At 67.7% G+C, this 18,574-nt stretch carries 18 protein-coding genes and 2 tRNA genes; 9 read left to right on the forward strand and 11 right to left on the reverse strand.

What is annotated here, in order from left to right; translation table 11 throughout:
• Positions 1–14 precede the first annotated feature (14 nt).
• Together serA and ACGHN1_RS07905 are read right to left on the reverse strand one after the other, a co-directional pair.
• Entirely contained in the window at positions 15–1,598 is a 1,584-nt protein-coding gene (serA, locus tag ACGHN1_RS07900) for a phosphoglycerate dehydrogenase (protein WP_390550074.1), read from the reverse strand.
• 90 nt (positions 1,599–1,688) lie between these two features.
• Positions 1,689–2,846 (reverse strand): phosphoserine transaminase, encoded by a 1,158-nt coding sequence (locus tag ACGHN1_RS07905; RefSeq protein WP_390550075.1) that lies wholly within the window; start codon positions 2,844–2,846, stop codon positions 1,689–1,691.
• 178 nt (positions 2,847–3,024) lie between these two features.
• Between ACGHN1_RS07905 and ACGHN1_RS07910 the strand changes: the two genes are divergently transcribed.
• On the forward strand, positions 3,025–4,176 hold the full coding sequence (locus ACGHN1_RS07910) for a glycosyltransferase family 4 protein (RefSeq protein WP_390550077.1): 1,152 nt from the start codon (positions 3,025–3,027) through the stop codon (positions 4,174–4,176).
• Here ACGHN1_RS07910 and ACGHN1_RS07915 read toward each other — a convergent pair whose 3' ends face one another.
• Positions 4,177–4,599 (reverse strand): hypothetical protein, encoded by a 423-nt coding sequence (locus ACGHN1_RS07915; RefSeq protein ID WP_390550079.1) that lies wholly within the window; start codon positions 4,597–4,599, stop codon positions 4,177–4,179. It abuts the gene before it with no gap.
• A 59-nt stretch (positions 4,600–4,658) separates the two neighbouring features.
• Entirely contained in the window at positions 4,659–5,252 is a 594-nt protein-coding gene (locus ACGHN1_RS07920; RefSeq protein WP_390550081.1) for a PadR family transcriptional regulator, read from the reverse strand.
• A gap of 141 nt (positions 5,253–5,393) precedes the next feature.
• Between ACGHN1_RS07920 and ACGHN1_RS07925 the strand changes: the two genes are divergently transcribed.
• The 4 genes from ACGHN1_RS07925 (at position 5,394) to ACGHN1_RS07940 (ending at position 8,829) form a co-directional block, all read left to right on the forward strand.
• Positions 5,394–6,710, forward strand: a complete 1,317-nt coding sequence (locus ACGHN1_RS07925; RefSeq protein WP_390550903.1) for a replication-associated recombination protein A — start codon at positions 5,394–5,396, stop codon at positions 6,708–6,710.
• Positions 6,707–7,588, forward strand: a complete 882-nt coding sequence (locus tag ACGHN1_RS07930) for a hypothetical protein (protein ID WP_390550083.1) — start codon at positions 6,707–6,709, stop codon at positions 7,586–7,588. The genes ACGHN1_RS07925 and ACGHN1_RS07930 overlap by 4 nt, the downstream gene beginning before the upstream one ends.
• Positions 7,589–7,620: 32 nt before the next feature.
• Positions 7,621–7,695: transfer RNA gene (locus tag ACGHN1_RS07935), tRNA-Thr, on the forward strand.
• Between the two features lie 12 nt (positions 7,696–7,707).
• Entirely contained in the window at positions 7,708–8,829 is a 1,122-nt protein-coding gene (locus ACGHN1_RS07940) for an FAD-dependent oxidoreductase (protein WP_390550085.1), read from the forward strand.
• Here the strand turns inward: ACGHN1_RS07940 and ACGHN1_RS07945 are convergent.
• Positions 8,795–9,598 carry a DUF1499 domain-containing protein gene (locus ACGHN1_RS07945; protein WP_390550087.1) on the reverse strand — a complete coding sequence of 268 codons (804 nt, stop codon included), beginning with the start codon at positions 9,596–9,598 and terminating at the stop codon, positions 8,795–8,797. The genes ACGHN1_RS07940 and ACGHN1_RS07945 overlap by 35 nt on opposite strands.
• On the reverse strand, positions 9,595–10,068 hold the full coding sequence (gene queF, locus ACGHN1_RS07950) for a preQ(1) synthase (RefSeq protein WP_390550089.1): 474 nt from the start codon (positions 10,066–10,068) through the stop codon (positions 9,595–9,597). Before queF ends, ACGHN1_RS07945 begins: the two co-directional genes overlap by 4 nt.
• Positions 10,069–10,186: 118 nt before the next feature.
• Between queF and ACGHN1_RS07955 the strand changes: the two genes are divergently transcribed.
• Genes ACGHN1_RS07955 through ACGHN1_RS07970 form a run of 4 tightly spaced genes read left to right on the forward strand, consistent with a single transcriptional unit; the run spans position 10,187 to position 14,441 of the window.
• A complete protein-coding gene (locus tag ACGHN1_RS07955) occupies positions 10,187–11,290 on the forward strand; it encodes a hypothetical protein (RefSeq protein ID WP_390550091.1) in 1,104 nt (367 codons plus the stop codon).
• 41 nt (positions 11,291–11,331) lie between these two features.
• Positions 11,332–12,180, forward strand: a complete 849-nt coding sequence (locus ACGHN1_RS07960; protein ID WP_390550093.1) for a sulfurtransferase — start codon at positions 11,332–11,334, stop codon at positions 12,178–12,180.
• Position 12,181: 1 nt separating this feature from the next.
• Complete coding sequence (gene metC / locus ACGHN1_RS07965; RefSeq protein ID WP_390550095.1) at positions 12,182–13,384, forward strand: cystathionine beta-lyase; 1,203 nt, start codon at positions 12,182–12,184, stop codon at positions 13,382–13,384.
• 10 nt (positions 13,385–13,394) lie between these two features.
• Positions 13,395–14,441: a mechanosensitive ion channel family protein gene (locus ACGHN1_RS07970; RefSeq protein ID WP_390550097.1), complete on the forward strand. Its 1,047-nt coding sequence runs from the start codon at positions 13,395–13,397 to the stop codon at positions 14,439–14,441.
• Positions 14,442–14,488: 47 nt separating this feature from the next.
• Here the strand turns inward: ACGHN1_RS07970 and ACGHN1_RS07975 are convergent, their stop codons facing one another.
• The 5 genes from ACGHN1_RS07975 to ACGHN1_RS07995 all read right to left on the reverse strand — a co-directional run bounded on the left by ACGHN1_RS07975 (position 14,489) and on the right by ACGHN1_RS07995 (position 18,518).
• Positions 14,489–14,923 (reverse strand): lipoprotein, encoded by a 435-nt coding sequence (locus ACGHN1_RS07975; RefSeq protein ID WP_390550099.1) that lies wholly within the window; start codon positions 14,921–14,923, stop codon positions 14,489–14,491.
• 104 nt (positions 14,924–15,027) lie between these two features.
• Entirely contained in the window at positions 15,028–15,936 is a 909-nt protein-coding gene (locus ACGHN1_RS07980) for an NAD-dependent epimerase/dehydratase family protein (protein ID WP_390550101.1), read from the reverse strand.
• Positions 15,933–17,054, reverse strand: coding sequence for a glutamate 5-kinase (proB, locus tag ACGHN1_RS07985; RefSeq protein WP_390550904.1), 1,122 nt, complete (start codon positions 17,052–17,054; stop codon positions 15,933–15,935). Before proB ends, ACGHN1_RS07980 begins: the two co-directional genes overlap by 4 nt.
• A gap of 2 nt (positions 17,055–17,056) precedes the next feature.
• Positions 17,057–18,115 carry a GTPase ObgE gene (gene obgE, locus ACGHN1_RS07990; RefSeq protein WP_390550103.1) on the reverse strand — a complete coding sequence of 353 codons (1,059 nt, stop codon included), beginning with the start codon at positions 18,113–18,115 and terminating at the stop codon, positions 17,057–17,059.
• A 327-nt stretch (positions 18,116–18,442) separates the two neighbouring features.
• A tRNA-Ala gene (locus ACGHN1_RS07995) sits at positions 18,443–18,518 on the reverse strand.
• Positions 18,519–18,574 lie beyond the last annotated feature (56 nt).

An 18,574-nucleotide genomic window follows, 5' to 3' on the forward strand; every position in this document is an offset into this window, starting at 1 on the left:
TGCCCCAGCCGGCATCAGAATTCCAGCGGCTTGACCAGGCGCACACCTTCGAGCGCGCACGCCTGCTCGACGACGGCATCTGGGATCGGCTGGTCGACACTCAGTAGCAGCGTCGCTTGCGCCCCCGCCTGGCGGCGGCCGAGATGGAAGGTGCCGATGTTGATCCCGTTTTCGCCCAGCAGCGTCCCGATCCGGCCGATGAAGCCCGGTGCGTCGTCGTTGACGATGTAGAGCATGTCGCCCTCCAGTTCCGCCTCGATGCCGACCCCGAAGATCTCCACCAGCCGCGGCGCATCGGGCCCGAACAGCGTGCCGGCGACCGAGCGATCGCCGCTATCGGTTCCCACGGTCACGCGCAGCAGCGTGCTGTACGCACCCTCGCGATCGTGACGCACCTCGCGCACGTCGAGCCCGCGTTCCTTGGCGAGGTACGGCGCGTTGACCATGTTCACCGTGTCCGAATACTGGCGCATCAGCCCGGCCAGCACGGCGCCGGTGATCGGCTTGCCCGACAGTTCGGCCGCGGCCCCCTCTCGCTCGATGCTGATCCGCGTGAGATTTCCGTGGGCGAGCTGGCCGACGAGGCTGCCGAGATTTTCCGCCAGCTTCATGTAGGGCCGCAGCTTGGGCGCTTCCTCGGCGCTGAGGCTGGGCATGTTGAGCGCGTTGGAGACGCCGCCGTTGACCAGATAGTCGGCCATCTGCTCCGCCACCTGGAGCGCGACGTTGACCTGCGCCTCCGTGGTGCTGGCTCCGAGATGCGGGGTGCAGATGAAATTGGGCTTGCCGAACAGCGGCGATTCCTTCGCCGGTTCGGTCTGGAACACGTCGAGCGCCGCGCCCGCGACCTGCCCGCTGTCGAGCGCTGCGGCCAGCGCCGCCTCGTCGATCAAGCCCCCTCTCGCGCAATTGACGATCCGCACGCCGGGCTTGGTCCTGGCGATGTTCTCGGCGGAGAGGATGTTGCGGGTTTCGTCGGTCAGCGGCGTGTGCAGCGTGATGAAATCGGCGCGCGCCAGCAGGCCGTCGAGATCGACCTTCTCGACCCCGATCTCGATCGCGCTTTCGGGCGTCAGGAAGGGATCGTAGGCGATTACCTTCATCCGCAGGCCCAACGCCCGGGCGGCGACGATCGAGCCGATGTTGCCCGCGCCGATCAGTCCGAGCGTCTTGCCGGTCACCTCGATGCCCATGAAATCGTTCTTGGGCCATTCGCCCTTCTGGGTGCGCGCATCGGCCTGCGGAATCTGGCGGGCGAGCGCGAAGATCATCGCGATGGCATGTTCGGCGGTGGTGATCGAATTGCCGAAGGGGGTGTTCATCACCACCACGCCCTTCGAACTGGCGGCGGGGATGTCGACATTGTCGACGCCGATGCCCGCCCGGCCGATGACCTTGAGGTTGTCGGCGGCGGCGAGGATGTCCGCGGTCACCTTGGTCGAGGAGCGGATGGCGAGGCCGTCATAGTCTGCGATGCGGGCCTTGAGTTCGTCGGGGGTTTCCCCGGTGATGACATCCACCTCGCAGCCGCGTTCCTCGAAGATGCGCGCGGCGTTGGGGTCCATCTTGTCGCTGATGAGAACTTTGGGTTTGGTCATGACGGAATTGTCCTGTCGTTCGCCCGGCACCCGCCGGGCAGGATGTCTGGAAGGGAAGGCTTCGGCCCGCGATCCGGGCCGACCGGCGGATCAGCCGTTGCGGACCTGTTCGTAGGCCCATTCGATCCACGGCAGCAGGCGCTTCAGATCCTCCTGCTCGACCGTGCCGCCGCACCAGATGCGCAGGCTCGGGGGTGCGTCGCGATAGCCGTTGAAATCGTAACCGACGTCGCGATCCTCGAGCAGCTTCACGATCTTCTTGGGGACGCCTGCCTTGTCCTCGTCGGAAAGGCTCTCGTACCAGTCGCCCTGGAAGACGAAGCACACGCCGGTGTTGGTGCGCTTGGCCGGATCGGATACCATGTTGCGCAGCCACGGGGTCGCCTCGATCCAATCGGTGACGAGCTTCGCATTGGCATCGGCACGCTCGAACATCGCCTTGCGCCCGCCGAGCCCCTGCGCCCATTCGAGCGCGTCGATGTAATCCTCGGTCGCGAGCATCGAGGGTGTGTTGATCGTCTCGCCGCGGAAGATGCCCTCGTTGATCTTGCCGCCCTTCTTCAGGCGGAAGAGCTTGGGCAGCGGCCATTCGGGATCGTAGCTCTCGATCCGCTCGACCGCCTTGGGGCTGAGGATCAGCATGCCATGCTGGGCTTCCGAGCCCATCACCTTCTGCCAGCTGTATGTCGTGGCATCGAGCTTGGCCCAGTCCATCTCCATCGCGAAGACGGCGCTGGTGGCATCGTTGATCGTCACGCCCTCGCGGCCATCGGCCAGCCATTGAGTGTCCGGAATCTTCGCGCCGCTGGTGGTGCCGTTCCAGGTGAAGACCACATCGTTGTCCTGCGGGATCGACGCCAGATCCGGGATCTCGCCGTAATCCGCGTCGAGCGTGGTCAGTCTGGGAAGCTTCAACTGCTTGACCGCATCCTGGATCCAGACGTTGCCGAAGCTTTCCCAGGCCGCCACCGTCGCCGGGCGCGCGGGATCGAGCATCGTCCACATCGCGCATTCGAGCGCACCGGTATCCGATGCCGGCATGATGCCGACCAGGTAATCCTCCGGCACGCCGAGCAATTCCTTCGACAGGTCGATGGCATGCTTCAGCCGCGACTTGCCGAGGCTGCTGCGGTGCGAGCGGCCGAGCGATTCGGTTTTGAGATTGGAAGCGGACCAGCCCTTGTGCTTGGCGGTCGGTCCGGACGAAAAGAAAGGGCGCTCAGGCTTGAGCGTGGGTTCGTCAGTCATGTATTCTCTCCTTGCAGAGAGCACGCGCGGCGTTGGGACCGCGTGGCCCGAAGCCGCACCTAATGTTGCGTCGCAGCGTGTCAATGCGAAAGCGGGTTCCATCGACAGGGCGTGGTGCATTCGCGATCGCGCACGGCCCCCTCGCCAAGCGCCCCGTGCTTGCCTATGGCCCGCGGCCATGGAGCCGAGCGACCTGCGCATTGCCCTGTTCAGCGGGAACTACAATTACACCCGCGACGGCGCCAATCAGGCGCTGAACCGCCTCGCCGGTTATCTGCTGAGCCAAGGCGCGGCGCTGCGCGTCTATGCCCCGGTGGTGGCCGAACCGGACTTCGCGCCGACCGGCGATCTCGTCGATATTCCCAACACCCGCATGCCCGTCCCCGGTCGCGGCGAATACCGGCTGCCCCTGGGACTGAACGCCGCCGCGCGGCGTGATCTCGAGCGTTTCGCGCCCAACATGGTCCACCTCTCCTCGCCCGATCCTACCGGTCACGCAGCGCAGAAATGGGCGCGCGATCGCGGAATCCCCGTGCTCGCCTCTGTCCACACCAAGTTCGAGACCTATCCCCGCTATTACGGGCTCGGCTTCACCGAGCCGCTGGTCGAATGGATGTTGAGGCGGTTCTACAACCGCTGCGATGCACTGGTGGCGCCGTCCGAAAGCCAGATCGCAGAGCTCAAGGCGCAGGGCATGCACGACAACATCACGCTGTGGACACGTGGGGTCGACCGCGACATCTTCCATCCGTGCAAGCGCGATCTCGCATGGCGCCGCGCGCTCGGCATCGGCGACGAGGAGGCGGCCATCGCCTTCCTCGGGCGGCTGGTAATGGAAAAGGGGCTCGACAGTTTCGCCGAGACCATCGTCGCGCTGCGCCGCCGCGAGGTGCCGCACCGGGTGCTGGTGATCGGCGACGGCCCGGCGCGCGAATGGTTCGAGCGCGCCTTGCCGGGCGGTGTCTTCGCAGGGTTCCAGACCGGCCCCGACCTCGGCCGCGCGCTGGCGAGCGCGGACATCTTCTTCAACCCTTCGGTCACCGAGACCTTCGGCAACGTCACGCTGGAAGCGATGGCGAGCGGATTGCCCGTGGTGGCCGCCGGGGCCACCGGCAGCGCCAGCCTGGTCGACGACGGCGAGACCGGAACGCTGGTGCGCGAAGGCACGCCGGAAAGCTTCGCCGCGGCGCTCGCACCCTATTGCAACGATCCGGACCTGCGCCGAGCACATGGACAGGCCGGCGAGCGCAAGGCCGGGGACTACAGCTGGGACGCCATCAACCAGACGGTGGTCGATACCTACCTGCGCCTTGCCGCAACGCGGCGCTGATCAGCGCAGCACACCGGCGGCGCGCATGCGCCAGCAATAGATCAGCGAACCGATAGTGAAGACCCAGATTGCCACCAGCAGCGAGGGGTTCTGAAGCTCCTCTGGAACTTCGGCGACCGCGAGCTCGAAATAGGTGGTGCCGACCAGTCCTACGGTGGCGACCGCGAAGCTGGCAAGCGCAAAGCGGCTGCGCAGCAGGATCAGGATCGAGCCGACGAAGGCGCCCCAGACACCCAGGGCCCAGACGCCGTGCGCCCAGGCCGGGAAGGTATCGAAATAGGCGATCTGATCGGCCGTCATGCCGAGCGCCTCGAGGTTGCCGGTCTGCGTCATGATGTAGCTGAACACGCCCATCGCGTTGAACAGCAAGGTGACGATGCCGACCGCCCAGACGTGCCACGGCGTGTTTGCAGCAATGTTCATGCTTCCCCTCCCACAGGGATGCGACCCTGCGGGAGAGATAGCACGGACGGCGCCCCGGCTCAAAGCCGTTCGATCTTCTTCGCCAGCTCGTCCACCATGTCGACGATCTCGCGCATCGCCGCCTCGTCGAGATCGCCGCTCTTCGCCTTGTTCTTGAGAACCGTGGCGAGATTGCCGGCGGCGCGGAACATCTCCGGCGTGGAGAAGGGCCTGCGGCGCTCGCCATGCGCGGTGAGCCGGTCCATGAGCGCCTCGACCTCCTCGGCCCGCTCCTCGAGCTCGCGGCGACCGGCGTCGGTCGCCTCATAGGCCTTGCGCGGCTCGTCGCCGCTGGTCTGCGCGATCGCCCCCTCGTCCTCGAGCAGCGACAGGGTCGGATAGAGAATGCCAGGGCTCGGCGAATAGCCGCCCTCCGTCATCTCCTCTACCGCCTTCATCAGCTCGTAGCCGTGGCGCGGTTCGTCGGCGATCAGCTTGAGCAGAACCAAGCGCAATTCGCCGGAGCCGAACATGCGGCGGCGGCGGCCCCGACCCGGCCCCTCGGAGCCGAAGTCGAAGCTCCAGCCAGGCCCGCCGAACCGAGCCGATGCGCCCAGGCCGTCTTTCGCATTCATTTCGGACATCATCGCCGCGATGAAGGGCCAGCCTCCCATGCGGCCCCGACGGTGCCATTTGTGTGATCTGTGCATCATATTACCTCGCCCTATCTTCGATGGCTCTAAGATATATCTTTATTCTGCATCGGCAAGAGCCCCGGTGCATTTTTTCATCGAGCCCCTAGATTGACCATCGAAATGGCCGATCTCTTTCCCGACACGGTGCCCAACCCTGCCCCACCGCCGGTCCCCCGCGAGGATGCGCCGCTTGCCGACCGGTTGCGCCCCGCCAGCCTCGCAGAAGTGATCGGGCAGGACCATCTGACCGGCCCCGAGGGCGCGATCGGGCGGATGGTCGCCGCGGGCCGGCTTTCGAGCATGATCCTCTGGGGACCGCCGGGCACCGGCAAGACCACCATCGCCCGCCTGCTTGCAGACAGCGTGGGTATGCGCTTCGAGAGCGTCAGCGCCGTGTTTTCCGGGGTCGCCGACCTCAAGAAGGCTTTCGCCGCCGCCGACAAGGCCGCCGAGGCGGGGCAGCGTACGCTGCTGTTCGTGGACGAGATCCACCGCTTCAACCGCGCGCAGCAGGACGGCTTCCTGCCCTTCGTCGAACGCGGCACGGTGACGCTGGTCGGCGCGACCACCGAGAACCCGAGCTTCGCGCTCAACGCCGCGCTGCTCAGCCGTGCGCAGGTGCTGATTCTCCAGCGGCTCGACCGCGAGGCGCTGGGGCAATTGCTCGACCGGGCCGAAGCTCTGGAAGGCCCCCTCCCCCTCACCGCCGAGGCGCGCGACGCGCTGGTCGCCAGCGCCGACGGGGACGGTCGTTTCCTGCTCAACCAGGCCGAGACGCTCTACAACGCGAAGCTCGAGGAGCCGCTCGATCCGGCGGCGCTAGGGGCATTTCTCCAGCGCCGCGTGGCGGTCTACGACAAGGACCGCGAGGGCCACTACAACCTCATTTCCGCGCTGCACAAGGCAGTACGCGGAAGCGATGTGCAGGCCAGCCTCTACTACCTCGCGCGCATGCTCACCGCGGGCGAGGAGCCGCGCTTCCTCGCGCGGCGGCTGATCCGCATGGCGGTGGAGGATATCGGCATGGCCGACCCGCAGGCGCTGGTGCAGTGCATGGCAGCCAAGGACGCCTACGAATTCCTCGGCAGCCCGGAGGGCGAGCTGGCGCTGGTCCAGGCCTGCATCTACCTCGCCAGCGCGCCCAAATCGAACGCCGCCTACAAGGCGATGAAGGCGAGTTTCCGCAGCGCGAAGGAAACCGGCAGCCTGATGCCGCCCAAGAACATCCTCAACGCCCCGACCAAGCTGATGAAGGAGATCGGCTACGGTTCGGGCTACAGCTACGATCACGATGCCGACGAGGGCTTTTCGGGCGACGACTACTGGCCCGAAGAGATGGAACCGCAGACCTATTACGCACCTGTCGATCGCGGCTTCGAACGCGAGGTGAAGAAGCGTCTGGATTACTGGGACAAGCTGCGGCGCGAACGCGGGTGAGCCGCCGCTTCGCGCATTTCCTCGCCATCGATTGGTCGGGGGCGAAAGGCGCGCGGCACAAGGGCATTGCGCTGGCGCTGGCCGATGCTGCCGGCGGACCACCGGTTCTGGTCGAGCGCGGACGCGGCTGGAGCCGGGGCGAAGTCCTCGCGCTGCTCCGCGACGATCTGCCGCCCGACACCTTGGTCGGCCTCGATCTCGGCATCGCCCTGCCCCATGCCGATTGCGGTGCCTATTTTCCGGCTAACGAGGTGCTGCTCCCGGACGCGCCCGCGCTCTGGGAGCTGGTCGACGACATTTGCCGCGAGGACCCCGACCTCGGCGCGCAGGCCTTCGTCGACCATCCGCACTACCGCGCCTATTTTCGCAACGGCACCGAGACCGGCGCGCATTTTCGCTGCGACGATGCCGATCACGGTCGCGGTCGGTTCCGCGTGACCGAACACGCGCAGGCGGCGATGGGTTGCAAGCCCTATTCGAACTTCAATCTCGTCGGTGCGGCGCAGGTGGGCAAATCGAGCCTTACCGGTATGCGGATGCTCCATCGGTTGCGCGGACACCTGCCGGTCTGGCCCGTCGATCCGCTCCCTGCCGAAGGATCGGTGGTGGTCGAGATCTACACCAGCCTGGCTGCCCTCGAGGCCGGTCGGACCGTATCGAAGGCCAAGATGCGCAGCTTCGGGGCGCTGAACGAGGCCCTCGGCGCGCTTGGTTCGCCACCTGTGGAGGCGAGCGGGCCAATCGACGACCATGCCTCCGATGCCCTGCTGGCCGCGGCCTGGCTCCGCGCCGTGGCGAACGGCGAACGCCGCTGGCACCCACCCGGCCTCAGCCCCGAGATCGCCCGCACCGAAGGCTGGACTTTCGGCGCGCTTTGATCGAAGGGGCCGACGTGACGCGCGTCCCGGATGCCGGCTTAGCACAGTGGTAGTGCAGCGGTTTTGTAAACCGAAGGTCGGGGGTTCAAATCCCTCAGCCGGCACCACATCCGAACACCGTGGCGCTTGATCGTCCGGCCATCGTCCTGATCGGTGCGGGGCATGCCCATCTCGGGGTGATCGACGACTGGCTGCGGCACGGACCGCCGGACGCGCATACCGTGCTGGTCGAACCGCGCGATGCGATGCAGTATTCGGGCATGGTGCCGGGCTGGCTGGCCGGCGAGTACCGTCAGCACGAGACGCGGATCGCACTCGCCCCGCTGGTCGCGGCGGCCGGGATCGAGTGGCACCGCTTCCCCGCGACGGGGATCGATCCCGAGCGCCGCACGATCATGCTCGCGACCGGGGACACGATTGCCTTCGATCTCTGCTCGATCGCCTCCGGCGGTGCGCCGCGGGCCGCGCGTGTCCTGGGCTCCGATCCGCGCCTGCTCGACATCCGGCCGATCAATCGCTTCGTGGAGCGCTGGAACGAACTCCGAACCCATGGCCCATTCCCGCGGCGGATCGCGGTGATCGGCGGCGGCGCTGGTGGTGTCGAACTCGCCTTCGGCCTGCGCAACAGCGTCCACGCGCCCGAGGTCGAGCTGATCGCGGGGAAGGACGGCCTGCTGCCCGATCACTCCGCACGGGTCCGACGCAAGGTCCGCGGCGAACTCGACCTGCAGGGAATTGCCCTGCACTCCGTGGACGCGCGCATCGTCGATGGCAGGCTTATGGCGGGCCCGGAACCGCTCGATCCGCCGGATCTGATCGTCGCGGCAATAGGCAGCGGGGCGGCGGAATGGCCCGGTACCTGCGGCCTGCCGGTCGATCGTGACGGCTTCATCCGCGTCGGCCCCACCCTCGCGGTCGAGGGAATGGCCCATATCTTCGCCGCCGGGGACGTGGCGCGGCGCACGGACCGCGAGGTCCGTCATTCGGGCGTCCACGCGGTCTATGCCGGGCCGGTATTGGCCCGGAACCTGCGCCGCAGAGTGGCGGGCGAGCGCAGGCTGGCGGCCTACGATCCGCGCGGCATGGATATCTACCTCCTCAACACCTGCCGCGGCGAAAGCATCCTCAGCTACGGCCCGCTGGCGCTTCAGGGCCGCTGGCTGCGCCGGCTCAAGGACTGGCTCGACCGGCGCTGGATCGCGCGGTTCAGCGGCCGAGGCGATCCTCGATCGCGTCGCTGAGGTCGCGCAGCCGCTCGGCATTGTAGCCGAGGTCCGAGACACCGACCCGGCTGGCCGAGCGCAGGTCGATCCGGGTGTCGGTGATGCGGGCGACGACATCGTCGCGGAAGCCGTAGGCGAAGGTTTCCGCCGTCCCCTCGACAAGGCCGGCGGCGCTGTCGGTCCGCACATCCTGCAGGCCGATCTCGCCCATTGCTGCGACCACCGCGTTCATCGCTTCCTCGCGTGTGGCGCGACCCACCGGGATCGGCTGGAGATCACCGTATTCGCCCGCGATGATGTCGGCATGGTTGCGGATCGCGAGGTCGCGATCGACACCCTGCCACATCTCCATCTCGCCCAGCGGCGTGCCGTAATCGACCAGCGGGTTGGCTCCCGCCTCCCGACGCAGGGCCAGGGTGGCGGCGGAATATTGCGGCGGATTGCGCAGGTCGGTCGAAACGTCGTGGATCGGCGGCACCTCCTGGCTCCGCGCGCGCATCTGCAGCAGCGCGGTGAACAGGATCGCCGGGATCGCGAGCGCCACCGCGGCCTTCCACCACGGCCTGCGCGGCCGGCGCAGCAATGTTGCGGCAAGCGCGACCAGAGCCACCAGCGCGACCACCGCCATCAGGATCGGCCCTGCGGTCACGGTCATGAAGCCGAACCCGGTCTGCCAGCCGATCACGCCGAGCTTGGGCCCGAACACCGCGATCGCCAGCCAGCCGAGCAACGCCAGGGCGAGCCACAGCGAATATTTCGGCAGATTGTCCAGCACCTTACCCATCATCCTCTACCCCTGTATGAAGCCACGCCCTGGTCGGGCAGCCACAGCCCCTCGGGCGGCGCGGCGCTCTGCCAGAACACGTCGATCGGTATGCCGCCGCGCGGGTACCAATAGCCGCCGATCCGCAGCCAGCGTGGTGCCATCTCGCCGAACAACCGTTTGCCGATGCCCACGGTCACGTCCTCGTGAAAGCCGCAATGGTTGCGGAAACTGCCGAGGAAGAGCTTGAGGCTCTTGCTCTCGACGATCGTCGCGCCGGGGGCGTAATCGATGACCAGATGCGCGAAATCGGGCTGGCCGGTAACCGGGCAGAGCGAAGTGAATTCCGGCGCGGCGAAGCGCACGCAGTAAAGCTCGCCCTCGCGCGGATTGGGGACGTAATCGAGTTCCGCCTCCTCGGGCGAGCCGGGCAGCGGGCTGTTCGCGCCGAGAAACCTGGGGGCCGCGGGGGTCGGAGAAGGTGTGTCGCCCATGCCGCGCCTGTGCCGCGAAAGCGCCTGGCGCGCAAGCAAGGGCTTGGGCGGCGGCGCTTCACCGCCTATTCAGCGCCGCGATCCGAACGGTCGGATCGAACCGGTATTTCGACGAGCCATGATCCTGCGTTTCCGCCTTCCCCCCGTAGTTCTGGCGTGCATCGCCGTGCCTGCTCTTGCCCAGCAATCGCCTCGCGACTTCCAGCTGCCCCCCGAACCCACCCCGACCGCGACGCCGGACGTGCAAGGCCCGGTCGATACCGAAGGCGCGGTGCCGATCCGCCCGCGCGCCATACCCACCCCCACCCCCTCCCCATCGCGGCAGACGCCGATCGTGCTGCCCGAGGCAACCACCGTTCCATCGGCGAACCGGCCGATCGTGCTGCCGGGGTCCGTACCGGCGAACCGGCAGGCCCCGGCTGCGCCGCCGATCGCCCGCCCGAGCGCGACGCCGACGGCGTTCGCCGATGATTCCGTTGCCGCCGAAGCGGATATCGCGATCGACCCGGCGATGCCGCTGGCGGGCTCCACGCCTGACCTGCCCGTCCCCGATGCAGTGTCGGAGTTGGCGACGGGTCCGGAAAATCCCGAAAGCGGGCTGTGGTGGATCGGCGCCTTGGCCGCCCTCGGTCTGGGTGCTCTGGGCGGAGGCTATATTCTGCGACGCAAACGCGCTGCCGCCATCGTCCCACCGATAGAAAGGCCGCGCGTCGAACGGGCAGGCGAACCGGTTGGCGCGATGACTGCGAACGCTCTTTCCCTGCGCATCGAGGCATTGCGAATGAGCCGCAGTCTGCTCAACGCCACGCTGGCCTATCGCGTGACGGTGCTCAATCGATCTGTCTCCGCCCTCAACGAAGTCGCGATCGAGGCCGATCTCGCCTCGGCGCATGGCGAACTGCCGATGGAACAGCAGGTCGCGGGCGCCGGCACCGCGCTCGAGGAGCGGCACGCGACCAAGCGCCTCGCCGCCGGACAAAGCGCACGGTTCGAAGGTCAGGTGACCCTGCCCCTCGCCAGCGCAAGGGTCATTCATCAGGGCCAGGTCGCGCTGCTGGTGCCGCTGTTGCGACTGCGCGCTCGAGCCGCCGGGATCGAGCCGGTCGCCCGCACGCTGGCGATCGGCCCGGCGGCTTCGGGCGGGGGTTCCCGGCTGGTACCGTTCAACCTCGAGGACGGCCCGCGCAGCTACGAACCGCTGGCCCAGAAGACCATCGACTGAAGCTATCGACGCATCGCGCCCCGCCAGCTAGCAGGGCGTGCATGGACAGTCTCGTCTCGACCGACTGGCTGGAACGGCACCTGGGCGGATCCGGCCTGGTGGTGCTCGACGCCACCCGCCACCTTCCGGGCTCGGAGTGCGATCCGCACGCCGATTTCGCCGCCTCGCATGTTCCGGGCGCGCGTTATCTCGACTTGCCGAGCTTTCAGGACCCCGAAGCCGAACTGTCCAACACGCTTCCGACAGCGGCGCAATTCGAAGCGCGGATGCGCGCGCTGGGGATCGGCCGAACGGACCGGATCGTCCTCTACGACGACAGCATGATCGCCAGCGCGGCGCGCGCATGGTTCATCCTGCGGCTGTTCGGGCACGAACGGGTGGCGATCCTCGACGGCGGCTGGAGCAAATGGCGGGAGGAGAACCGGCCCTGCGAAAGCGGCGAGGCTGCCGTCGAGCCCAGCGATTACGCAGTGGATATGGTCCGCGGTGCGAATGTTCGCGACAAGGACCGGATGCTCGCCAATCTCGACAGCCGGGCCGAACAGGTGGTCGATGCCCGCGACGCCGAGCGATTCTCGGGCGCGACCGAAGATACGGTCCACGCACTTCCCGGAGGCCATATCCCGGGCGCGCGCAACCTGCCTTACCGCGCATTGTTTGAGGACGACGGCACCTACCGCAGCCGCGACGATTTGCGGCAGGCGATCCTCGACGCCGGTCTCGATCCTCGTCGTCCGATCGTCGCCAGCTGCGGCAGCGGCATGACCGCCTCGGTCCTGCTGTTCGCGCTGCATCTGATCGGGGCCGACGAGACCGCGCTCTACGACGGGAGCTGGGCCGAATGGGGGGCGGACCCGGCCACGCCCAAGGAGACGGGGGCCGCAGTCTGACATGAGCGCAGGGAAAGATGCCACCGCCGCTCCGGCGACGCGCCTCGTCATCGAGGGGCGCGGGCCCGAACCGCGCGTCGTCAATCCGCCGATCTATCGGGCGAGCACTCATCTCTACGCCGATTGCGCCGCGCTGCGCGAGGGGCCGAATTCCAACCGCGACGGGCGGTTCTTCTACGGGCGCCGGGGCTCGCCGACGCAATGGGCGTTGGCCGAAGCGCTGACCGCGCTGGAGCCGGGAGCGCACGGCACCGTGCTCTATCCCAGCGGCGTGGCGGCTATTGCCGGGGCCCTGCTCGCCGTGCTGAAACCTGGCGACGTGCTGCTGGTTACCGACAATGCCTACGATCCCACACGGACCATGGCACTGGGCCTGCTCGGGCGGTTCGGAATCACGACGCGGTTCTTCGATCCGCTCGATCCGGACGGGTTCGCACAGGCGTTCTGCGACAAGACCCGCGCCGTCATGCTGGAAAGCCCCGGCAGCCTCAGCATGGAGGTCTGCGACATCCCGGCGCTCGCCGCGATCGCCCGCGACAAGGGCGCGGTGAGCCTGATCGACGACACCTGGGCGACCTCGCTCGGCTTTCCCGCGCTCGAGCATGGCTGCGACATCGCGATCCAGGCGCTGACCAAACACGTCGGCGGCCATTCCGACCTGATGATGGGCGCCTGCACGGCGGGCGAGCGCTGGTACCGCCGCCTGCGCAGCACCGCCCAGGAACTCGGCCATGTCGTCTCTCCCGACGATGCCGCGCTGGCACTGCGGGGCCTGCGGACGATGGAACTGCGGCTCGAACGGACCGCCGCCAGCGCGCTCGCGATCGCCGAATGGCTGGCGGATCGCAGCGAGGTCGCACATGTCCTGTGCCCGATGCTTCCCGGCGCGCCCGGCAACGATCTCTGGCAGCGCGATTTTAGTGGCGGCTGCGGGCTTTTCAGCTTCGTATTGCGCGGCCGCGACGATGCCGCGCGCTGCCGCCTGATCGACGCGCTGGAACTGTTCGGCATCGGCTACAGCTGGGGCGGGTTCGAAAGCCTGGCGTTGCCGGTCGATATCGGCGCGGTGCGCGAAGCCATGTCCTGGCCGCCGCAGGGCTGGCGGCCGGACGACCGATATGCCATCCGTCTGTCGATCGGTCTCGAAGATCCGCAGGACCTCATTGCCGATCTCGACCGTGCTTTTTCCGCCATGGACGCCTGACCGACCCGAGATGACCGCCCCCCCTCCCTCCACCCCCGTCGCCAGCCCCACGGCCGCGCCGGTCGAGCAGGCCTGGAGCCTATCCGAGCCGGCCCCGACCGATGGTGTCGCCGCGGCAGAGGGGCTGCGCGAAGCGGTCTCCGCGCAGAGCCAGACCGCCGGAAGCCTGATCGACACGCTCGACGCGGCGGCACTGAGCATCGGCACCTTCCGCGTCTCGCTGTGGGACGTGATGATTGTGGTGGTGATCCTGATCGCTGTCCTGCTCGCGGCACACCTCGCCAGCAAGGCAGCGCACGCGACCATGCGGCGCTTCACGCATTTCGACGAGGCGCAGCAGCTTCTGGGCGAGAAGGTGCTGACGATCATCGTCTGGGGCGCGGCTTTCTTCATCGGGATCGAGGCGCTGGGGATCGACCTCACCGCGCTCGCGGTGTTTTCCGGCGCATTCGGCCTCGCCATCGGCTTCGGCCTGCAGAAGACCTTCGGCAATCTGATCGCCGGAATCATCCTGCTGATGGACAAGTCGATCAAGCCGGGCGACGTCATCGCCGTGACCGACATGGCCGGAAACGAGAGCTTCGGCCAGATCCGCAAGATCGGCGTTCGCGCGGTGTCGGTGACCACGCGGGACCAGCGCGAATATCTGATCCCCAACGAAAACCTGATGATCAATCAGGTCGAGAACTGGTCCTATTCGAGCAAGAATGTGCGCATGCAGGTGCCCGTCGGCATCAGCTACGATGCCGACATGAAACGCGCCGAGGAGTTGATGCTGCAGGCCGCGCGCGCCAGCGACCGGGTGCTCGCGACCCCGCCGCCCACAGTCTGGATGACCGAATACGGGGACAATTCGGTCAACTTCACCATCCACTGCTGGATCCAGGACCCGGAAGAAGGGGTCGGCAACGTGCGTAGCGAGGTGCTCAAGGCGCTGTGGTGGCTGTTCAAGGACGAAGGGATCGAAATCCCCTATCCCCAGCGCGACCTGCATCTGCGCAGCAGCGAACAGCTCGACCGGCTGCTCGCGCATCTGGAGAGCGATGGGCGCAAGTGAGAGCGACGGCGGAGCTTACTCGCACGCCGCTCCCCTCGTAGTTCGGATCAGGCGGTGACCCGCTCCACGGTCGACGTCTCGCCGTCCGGATTGGTCGAGGTCCACACACCCTCGGCATCGATGCCTTCGGTGTTGCAGCGCTCGCCGGCCGGGGTGTCCTCGTCGAGATATTGCTCGTCGACCGTGTAGCAATATTGCTCGGGCGATTTCTGGACCCAGCGTCCGGTCTCCACCACCTCGCCGGCCTCGTCGGTCTGGACATAGGTCCCATCGGCGCGGACGTCCTCGTTGAAGACCATGCCGTCGGCGGTGGTGATCCTGTACATGCCCGGGGCGGGCTGGCCGTCGGCGGCCATGGCCGCGGTCTCGGCGGCGGGCTCGGGAACGGCGGCGGTGGTGGCTTCGGCTTCGGGTTCGGCGGCTTCCTGCGAACAGGCGGCGAGGCCGGCGGCCAGAACGGCCGCGATCAACATTTTTCTCATTGGAGTGTTTCCTCTACGTGACGCACGAAAGACGGCCGTTCCCGTCACTTGCGACTCGCGATCCCGGCCGGAAACTACGCCTCGCTTGGTTTTCCGCCAAGCGGTTACAGCCAGCCCTGCTCGCGATACCAGGCCGCGGTCGCGGCCAGCCCTTCCGGACCCGCAATCCGCGGGGCCCAGACATCCCCGGGTACGGCTTTCGCCGGATCGCAGACCCAGTCGGGGTGCACCATGTAGCCCGCCCGGTCAGGCGTCAGCTTGGCCTTCCGCCCGCGAAGCAGCCGATCGGCCCGGGCCGCGGCAAACAGCAATGATTTCGGCAGATGCGGCGCGAAGACGCGGCGGCCCACGGCGCTGCCGATCAGCCGGGCCAGCTCCTTATGCGTATAGCCGCCCGGCGTTCCATCGTCGGGCTCAATCGTCGCCCCGAACGTGCGCAACCCGTCCGCCGCCAGCGCGATCAGCAGCCGCGCAAGATCGTCGACATGGATGATCGAAGTTCGCCCCCGGGGCGGCAAGGGAACGATCCGCGATTTCGCGGCTCGAAACAGTTCGAACATCTCGGTGTCGCGCGGGCCGTAGACGGCGGGCGGACGGACGATCGTCCAGTCGAGACCGCTGTCCTGAACCAGGGCTTCGGCCCGCGCCTTCGACCGACCATAGTTCGACAGGCTCGGCTCTCTCGCCGAAAGCGAGGAGACGAAGACGAAGCGGGCCGCCCCGCCCGCCCTTGCGGCGTCGATCATCCGCGCGGTTCCATCGACATTCGCCCGGTCGAACTCCTCGGGATGAAGCGCGTTGGTGAGCCCGGCGACGTGCAGCACCGCATCCGCCCCGCTTACGAGATCCGCGAGCGCGGCGGGCTCGTCGAGACTTCCGGGGATCCATTCGACCCCGCTGCGCGGTTCCTGCGCCCTGCGGGTCAGGGCGCGGACGTCGGCGCTCTCGGTCGCGGCCATGTCGAGCACCGCCTGCCCCACGAAACCGGTCGCGCCGGTGATCGCGAGCTTCATTCGCGGACCATGTGGTCGCGGTGGACCACGGCGGCGCGGGGCGCATAGCCGAGCTTCGCCGCTTGTTCCTTTTCGCGCAGGCCCAGGATCGCGCGGCATTCGGCTGCGCTATATTCGACCAGACCCTGGCCCAGCCTCTCGCCCTTCGGCCCTTGGATCGCGACCAGATCGCCGCGGGCGAAATCGCCTTCCACTTCGGTCAGTCCCGCCGCCAGCAGGCTCGCGCCTTCGGCCAGGGCCCGCGCACAGCCGGCGTCGGCGACGAGCAGTCCCAGCGGTGCGATCCGCCCGCCGAGCCAGGCCTTGCGCGCACCATCGTTGCGGCGCGGCAGGAACAGGGTACCGATGCCGGTCTCGAAGGCACGGGTCAGAGGCCGCTTGTCCCTGCCATCGACGATCGCCAGGACGATACCGGCGCGCTCGGCAATCCGGGCCGCCTGCAGCTTCGCCAGCATGCCGCCGCTGCCCATGCCCGAGGACGAGGTTTCGCTTGCCATCGCGATTATCTCGGGTCCGACCCCCTCGACCCGCGAAACCAGTTGCGCGCCGTCTTCGCGAGGGTCGCGGTCGTACAGGCCGTCGACATCCGACAGCAGGAGCACGGCATCCGCCCTGGCGGCCTGCGCTACCCGCGCCGCCAACCGGTCGTTGTCACCGAAGCGGATTTCCTCGGTTGCGACGCTGTCGTTTTCATTGACCACCGGCACCGTGCCGCCGTCCACGAGGCGCGCCAGCGTGGCGGCGGCATTGAGGTAGCGGCGCCGGTCCTCCAGATCGCCGAGCGTGACCAGCATCTGGGCGGCGGTGATGCCATGATCCCCGAGCGCTTCCGACCACAGCCGCGCCAGCTCGACCTGGCCGACCGAGGCGGCCGCCTGCGCGTCCGACAGGCGCGCCCGGCCGCCCTTGGGCAGCCCCAGCCGCGCGGCGCCCAGCGCGATCGCGCCGGAGCTGACGATGATGATCTCGACACCCCCGGACCGCAGCGCGGCGATCTCCTCGACGAGGGCGCGCAGCCATTTGCGACGTGGCGCGCCCTTGCGCACTAGCAGGGCGGAGCCGATCTTGATGACCAGCCGCTTCGCCCCGCGCAGGTCGGAGAGGGCCGCGACGTCCATGGTCATAGCGGCGACCAGCCTTGGGCGTCCTCGGTCGCATCCTCGACTTCGGAGGCCTTGGTTTCGGTAGCGGTCCGGTCGGGCAGATAGCCCAGCACCGCGTCGAGCAACACATCCATGCCCGCGCCGGTGGCTCCCGAGACCTGGAATACCTCGTCCGCGCCTGCCGCCAGCAGCTCCTCGGCGAAGCCTTCGCCCAATTCGCTGTCGGCGAGATCGAGCTTGTTCAGCGCGACGAGCTGCGGCTTGTCGGCAAGGCCCTCGCCATAGGCCTCGAGTTCGGCGTTGACCGTACGGAAGGCGTCCGCCGGATCGGTGCCGGCGATGTCGATCAGGTGGATGAGCACCCGGCAGCGTTCGATATGGCCGAGGAAGCGATCGCCGATCCCCTTGCCCTCCGCCGCGCCGGCGATGAGGCCGGGAATGTCGGCGAGCACGAATTCGCGGCCCTTGTGGCGGACCACGCCGAGCTTGGGCACCAGCGTGGTGAAGGCGTATTCGCCGACCTTGGCCTGCGTGTTCGTGACCTGGTTGATGAAGGTGCTCTTGCCGGCATTGGGAAGACCGAGCAGTCCGACGTCGGCGAGCAGCTTGAGCCGCAGCCAGACCCACATCTCCTCGCCCGGCATGCCGGGCTGGTGCTGGCGCGGCGCGCGGTTGGTGGAACTCTTGTAGCTGGCATTGCCGCGCCCCCCCATCCCGCCTTCGAGGAAGGTGACCCGCTGGCCGACCTCGGTGAAATCGGCGAGCACCTCTTCCTTGTCCTCGGACAGCACCTGCGTGCCCACGGGCACTTCGATCACCAGGTCGTCCGCGCCCGCGCCGGTCTGGTTCTTGCCCTGCCCGTGCATGCCGCGTCTGGCCTTGAAATGCTGGGCGTAACGGAAGTCGATCAGCGTGTTGAGGCCCTGCACCGCTTCGAAGACGATATCCCCGCCCTTGCCGCCATTGCCGCCGTCGGGCCCGCCGTACTCGATATATTTCTCGCGCCGAAACGAGACGGCCCCGGGGCCGCCCGCGCCCGAGCGTAGATAGATTTTCGCCTGATCGAGAAAGTGCATGTCGTGCCCGTTAGAGGACTAGCGCGGGGCGCGGGAAGTTTTTTGTTTTTCGAACCGACCTCCGTCGGTTCGTCCTCGGTGCTGTTTCGACGCGTGCCGCGTCGAGCACCTGCGGGACGCGCGCGTGCGCTTGCGGGCCTATCGGCCCGTGCTCCGCGACCAGGCCACGAGATTTAGCGCCAGTCTCGGGCGCGTCGAGCGACCGACAAAGGGCGACCGCCCGCCCGCAGCGGCCCGACCGAAGGGAGGAACAGCCGCGAGGACGATCGCGCGGAGGCGCGATCGAACCACCAGGAGCCCACCAGGAAAGTTCGAAGAAAATTTACCTGGTGGAGCCGAGCGGGATCGAACCGCTGACCTCGTCATTGCGAACGACGCGCTCTCCCAACTGAGCTACGGCCCCGTTCCAGGTCTTCCGCACCGGGGACTGCCCCGAAGCGAGCGCGCCCCTTAGCCAAA

Source organism: Qipengyuania sp. MTN3-11, assembly GCF_042851825.1.
In the GTDB taxonomy this organism is placed as follows: Bacteria; Pseudomonadota; Alphaproteobacteria; order Sphingomonadales; family Sphingomonadaceae; genus Qipengyuania.